This is a genomic window from Flavobacterium sp. FG19 (assembly GCF_057809475.1).
On the sequence record NZ_JBMDKA010000065.1, the window covers coordinates 1 to 6,052 of the forward strand.

Genomic DNA, 6,052 nt, shown 5'->3' on the forward strand with positions numbered 1-6,052 from the left:
TAAAAGTGACTCCGGTGAGCGTTCCTTCAGGATTAACCTTAAATGCAGACGGAACAGTAACCGTTGCACCAAATACACCAGCAGGCATTTACGATGTTGAATACAGCATCTGCGAGATTACCAATCCGTCAAACTGTGATACAGTGATCTCAAAAGTTGTAGTAGACAGCGGTAACCTTGTAGCCAACACAGATAATGTTCCACCAGTTGTTGGGGTAAACCATCCTCAAACCATTGTAAATGTTTTTGATAATGATACCAACAATGGATTACCGGTGTCTGCAGGTGATTTAGATCTTTCAATTTTGGTACCAGATCCAACAGGGTACTTAACATTAAATCCTGATGGAACAGTAACTTTAGGCGCTGATGCACCTAGAGGAACTTATGAGTTGGTATATCAGATTTGTGAGAAGATAAATTCAGGAAATTGCAGCCAGGCTTCTGTAAAAGTAACAGTTGAAGAACCTACCATGACCGTTACAGCCAGCAGTTATTGTTCTAACAATGTACCATATGTACATTATAGTGTAGTGCCGGATAACTTTACTACAACAAGTAAGTTAACGATCAGATGGATTGACAGTGCTAACAATGTAGTAGCAACTCAGACCGGTTTAGAATTAAGTGGTGATATCTTATGGCCTGGAGCTGTTACTGACGGAAACGGAAACGGAACAGACTGGCCGGGATGGGTGTTTGCAAATGGCAAATGGACAGAGGCTGCTGACGGATTTGAAAATACAAAACCAGCCGTTAAAATGGAATTCTCTGTTAACCCAATAGTAACCTATACCGTAAACTATCCGGCAGCGGCACCAGATTGTAATGCAAAACCAACATTTGTAATTGAAGCAAATAACGATTCTGCAGGACCAATAGATGCAACTAAAGGAACCGCAACATCTTTAAATATATTTGAGAATGATAAATTAAACGGTTCAGCAGTTAATCCGGCAGATTTGATTTTAACAATAACAGCGCCAAATGCTAATTTAATTGTAAATGCCGATGGTTCTGTAGAAGTAAAAGCTGGTACACTATCAGGTACTTATCATCTGACTTACCAGATATGCGAGGCTTCAAATCCATCTAACTGCAGCCAGGCCGTTGTGACAGTTGAAGTATTAAATTCAGTTACGCCGGTAGATCCGGAGCCGTCATTGGTTTTAACAGATGATGCGCTTGTAGCCGTTGATGGTATAAACGGATCATTGGAATTTGTGAATGTTTTAGATAATGATTTACTAAACGGTTTACCAATTAATCCTGTTGATGTTATCATTAAGAACCTTTCAGGTAATTCGAACTTTGAATTTAATGCTGACGGAACTGTAAACGTAAAACCAAATACACCGGGAGGTACGTATACAATAGAATATCAGGTTTGTGAAAAAGCGAATCCTAATAATTGCAGTACCGCTATCTTAAATGTATTTGTTGAAGTTCCGGCTATCGCAATTGTCAAAACAGCAGTATTCAATGATGAAAATAACAGCGGAGTTGCCAATGCAGGAGAAACGATTACATACAAATTTGTAGTTACCAATACCGGAAACGTGCCGCTTAAAGGAATTACCATTACAGATCCGCTGCCGGGAGTTATCGTTTCAGGACAGGCGATTGATCTGGATGTAAACGAATCGAATGAAACGAATTTTACAGCGGTTTATAAAATTACACAAGAGGATATTAACCGTGGAAGTGTAAGCAATCAGGCTAGTGTAAAAGGAAACAGCGCCAGAGGAGTTATAGTTGATGATATTTCAGATGATGCAAGTATCAGTGGAGATAAACCAACTGTAATAGAGCTGAACGGATGTATTATAAAAGTCTTTAATGCTTTCTCTCCAAACGGAGACAGCAAAAACACCAGATTCTACATTCAGGGCTTAGAATGTTACCCTGATAATACAGTAGAAATTTACAACCGCTGGGGAGTTCTGGTTTTTGATATGGACCGTTATAATAATGAAGACAGAGCGTTTAAAGGATATTCATACGGACGTACCACAGTAAAACAATCAGACGGGCTTCCGGTAGGAACTTATTTCTATATTCTGAAATACAAAGACAGCGATTCTAAACCGCACGAAATCTCAGGTTACTTATATATTAATAAATAAAAATTACAAACGGCTTAGATGAGCTGAGCCGTTTTTAAAATCTTTATAGATGAAAAAATTAGGTTTAATTTTTATGTTTTTTACAATTGTGTGTTCAGCACAGCAGGATGCTCAGTACACACAATATATGTACAATACGATCGGGGTCAATCCCGCTTATGCCGGTTCGCGTGGTGTGCTGAGTGTTTTTGGTTTATACCGTACACAATGGATTGGACTTGACGGAGCTCCGGAAACAAGTACTTTCTCTGTAAACACACCTTTAAACAATAGTAATTTAGGATTGGGGGTTTCGCTGGTAAACGACAAAATCGGGCCAACAAACGAGAATACCCTGTCGGCAGATTTGTCTTACAGCGTGCCAACTTCTGAATCCTTCAAGCTTTCATTCGGGATCAAGGCAACAGCCAATCTTTTTAATCTGGACGCCAGCAAACTGAGTTACGAAGATCAGAATGACCCAATGTTTCAGGATATAAAAAACAAATTTACACCCAATATTGGAGCCGGGATTTACTGGCATTCAGACCGTGCTTATGTCGGATTATCTGTTCCAAATTTCATCGAAACCAATCGTTATGATGATAATGATACGGCCATTTTCAAAGAAAAAATAAACTACTACTTTATGGCAGGTTACGTGTTTAATCTGGATCGTTTGGAGTATGTAAAGTTCAAGCCGGCTTTATTGACCAAAATGGTAGAAGGTGCCCCTTTGCAGGTAGATGTTTCGGGTAACTTTATGTTTAATGACAAATTCGTTCTGGGACTGGCGTATCGATGGAGTGCTTCGGTAAGTGCAATGGCAGGTTTTCAGGTATCTAAAGGAATGTATATCGGATACGGTTATGATCATGAAACCACACAATTAAGAAGATACAATTCAGGATCACATGAAATTTTCCTTCGTTTTGACTTTTTCAATAATTACAGCAAACTTACCTCACCAAGATTCTTTTAATTGATTTAATTATGAAGATTAAAAATATAACCTATTCCTTTTTGTTCTTTTGCTTCTGCTTTATTGCAAATGCTCAGACAGCCAGTATAAAAAATGCCGACGAGAAGTACGACAGCTACGCTTACGCAGATGCTATAAAAGCGTATGAAAATTTGGTAAAAAAAGGAGTTAAAGAAGAAAGAATATTTCAAAGACTTGGCAATTCCTATTACTTTATAGGAGAATTAAAAGAAGCTTTACAATACTATCAGGAGCTTTTTATAATTAACGAAAATCAGGAACCGGAATATTTTTATAAATATGCCCAGTGTTTAAAATCGGATGGTAATTATACTAAGGCAGATGAAATTCTGGAAAAATTCAGTCAAAAAGCGCCTGCCGACAAAAGAGCTGTTTTATTCCTGAAAAACAGAAGTTATCTGGAAGATATTAAAGCCAATTCTGGTCGTTTTGATATTGTAGATGCCGGAATTAATTCTAAAGACTCTGATTACGGAAGTACTGTTTTAGATAATAAACTAGTATTTACGTCATCCAGAGATACCGGTATGATCATCAAAAAAAACTTTAAATGGACCAATAAAGCGATTTCGACTTTATATGCCGTTGATTTAAATCCTGACGGAAGCATCGGAAAACCAAAACTGTTTCACAAAAACAACCTAAAAGTAAATTTCAATCAGTCTACACCGGTTTTTACAAAAGACGGAAAAACCATGTATTTTACCAGAAACAACTCAGTAGATGGTAAAAGAAGAGAGAATGAAAATAAAATTACCTTTTTAAAACTCTATAAAGCGGTATTAATTGATAACGAATGGAAAGAAGTTCAGGAGTTACCATTTAACAGCGATGAATACAGTGTAGCCCATCCGGCTTTAAGTATTGACGAAAAAACACTATACTTTGCATCGGATATGCCGGGAACGTTTGGACTTTCGGATATCTTTAAAGTAAGTATAGAGGCCGACGGTACTTTTGGGAAACCCGAAAATCTGGGGCCTGAAATTAATACCGAAGGAAGAGAAACTTTCCCTTTTATTTCGGACGAAAATGAATTGTATTTCGCAACCGATGGAAGACCCGGTTTAGGCGGACTTGATATTTATGTTTCAAGAATCAACAAAGACGGTTCTTTTGATGAAGTACAAAACGTAGGAGAACCTGTAAACAGTAAACAGGACGATTTTGCTTTTATGATTAACAGCAAAAACAGAAATGGTTTTTTCTCTTCCAACAGAGTAAACGGCCACGGTCTTGACGATGTATACCGATTTACCGAAAACCGCAGGTTAATCTGCGAACAGCAGATTTCCGGAATAGTTACAGATCAGGAAACAAACGAAGTACTTGCCAATGTTACTTTGATTTTATTTGACGAAGCAGGCAAGTCGGCAGTTGAAGCAAAAACAGATGCCAGCGGAAATTATGTTTTTTCGAATGTAAAATGCGGTAAAAAGTATTTTATAAAAACATCCAAAGAAGACTATTTGTTTAAAGAAGTTTCCATAACCCTTAAAAAAGCAAATGGTTCGGCCACGCTGCCTATTGCTTTAGAAAAGAAACCAAAACCTATAACCGCAATTCCGGTTGTAATAAAAACAAACAATACAATCAAACCCGTTAAAGTTACCATTACAGTAGGAACCGATTTAGGTAAACTATTAAAAATACCAATGAACTTTTTTGATTTAGGAAAAGCCACAATCAAAAAATCATCAGAACCACAATTGCAGAAAATCGTAGATGTTTTAAACCAATATCCAACTATAAAAATCGATATTCGTTCGCATACAGACAGCCGTTCTTCTTCTGAAAGCAATCAGATCCTGTCAGACAAAAGAGCCCAGTCTACAAAAGACTGGCTGATAAGCAAAGGAATTGACGGAGGCCGATTAACAGCAAAAGGATACGGAGAAACTCAATTAGTAAATAAATGTGCCGATGGTGTAAAATGTACCGAACAGGAACACCAGCAAAACCGCCGAAGCGAGTTTATAATCGTAAGTTTATAAAATAACAAAAAGACCTTTCTATCTTAGTAAAGGTCTTTTTTATTTAGTAAACAACATTGTTATTTTTTTCAATAAGCATCTCGCTAATTTCGCTTAAAAATTCCATTTCAGTCAAAGGAAACATTTCCAGAACCGTTTCTAAAACAAGAGCTACATTCACAGGCTGATTTGGGCTGGTCTGCGAAGTTTTATGCCCTTCCTGTTCCAGTGTTAAAATACACATTTTAAGCATATTGGTTATTACACAGCCCAGTTCATAATAATTTATAAATTTAATCTGAGCAGCACTACTTCTGGTGTTATCACTGGCTGGCTGTAAAGTACGAAAATATAGAGAGGTAAGTCTCTTTAAATTATCTAAATTTTTGATTTCGTTTGATTCCATAATTAAGTTATGAATTAGGTGTTTTTTTTATTATTTCCAACATACGATAATATGTTGTTAGGTACTTTTCTTATTTTTTTATAAATGTATTTAAAAGCAAAAAGAATTTGTACGACATATATGTCGTGTTGATAAGTTTTATAGGTAGAAAATAATATCGGTTAAGAGAGCCGTTAGGCTCGAAACATTTTGTAGGGCCGGATTTTAATCCGGTTTAAAATAGATGACCCAAAACAAAAGAGCCGTAGGTTCGACACATATTTAGCAAAGAAATGAACCGTTCCTATGGAACTCATTTGATGTTGTTCAATTTATTTCAACGGATTAAAATCCGCTGCTACAATATTTTTCATTCCGATGGAATTCATAATATACTTATAGCAAATATTTTCCTCACAATTAAAAATCCCCAAATAGCAAGAAAGAGCCGTTAGGCTCGAAACATTTAGCAGGGCCGGATTTTAATCCGGTTTAAATAGATGACCCAAGATTAAAGAGCCGTAGGTTCGGCACATATTTAGCAAAGAAATGAACCGTTCCTATGGAACTCATTTGATGTTGTTCA

Annotated in this window: 4 protein-coding genes; 3 read left to right on the forward strand and 1 reads right to left on the reverse strand. The window is 36.8% G+C overall.

Annotated features, from left to right (window positions below; translation table 11 throughout):
- The 3 genes from ACODST_RS27620 to ACODST_RS27630 form a co-directional block, all read left to right on the forward strand.
- Positions 1–2,126: T9SS type B sorting domain-containing protein (locus tag ACODST_RS27620; RefSeq protein WP_488935319.1), on the forward strand; the 2,126-nt coding region annotated here is incomplete at its 5' end.
- 49 nt (positions 2,127–2,175) lie between these two features.
- Positions 2,176–3,087, forward strand: a complete 912-nt coding sequence (locus tag ACODST_RS27625; protein WP_488935320.1) for a PorP/SprF family type IX secretion system membrane protein — start codon at positions 2,176–2,178, stop codon at positions 3,085–3,087.
- Positions 3,088–3,098: 11 nt separating this feature from the next.
- Positions 3,099–5,102, forward strand: coding sequence for an OmpA family protein (locus ACODST_RS27630; RefSeq protein WP_488935321.1), 2,004 nt, complete (start codon positions 3,099–3,101; stop codon positions 5,100–5,102).
- Between the two features lie 43 nt (positions 5,103–5,145).
- Here the strand turns inward: ACODST_RS27630 and ACODST_RS27635 are convergent, their stop codons facing one another.
- Positions 5,146–5,487: a hypothetical protein gene (locus ACODST_RS27635; protein WP_488935322.1), complete on the reverse strand. Its 342-nt coding sequence runs from the start codon at positions 5,485–5,487 to the stop codon at positions 5,146–5,148.
- Positions 5,488–6,052 lie beyond the last annotated feature (565 nt).

Bases quoted from the DNA above. Each gene is read 5' to 3' on its own strand.
- ACODST_RS27625 (WP_488935320.1), top strand. From the start codon at position 2,176: ATGAAAAAATTAGGTTTAATTTTTATGTTTTTTACAATTGTGTGTTCA.
- ACODST_RS27630 (WP_488935321.1), top strand. From the start codon at position 3,099: ATGAAGATTAAAAATATAACCTATTCCTTTTTGTTCTTTTGCTTCTGC.
- ACODST_RS27635 (WP_488935322.1), bottom strand. From the start codon at position 5,487: ATGGAATCAAACGAAATCAAAAATTTAGATAATTTAAAGAGACTTACC.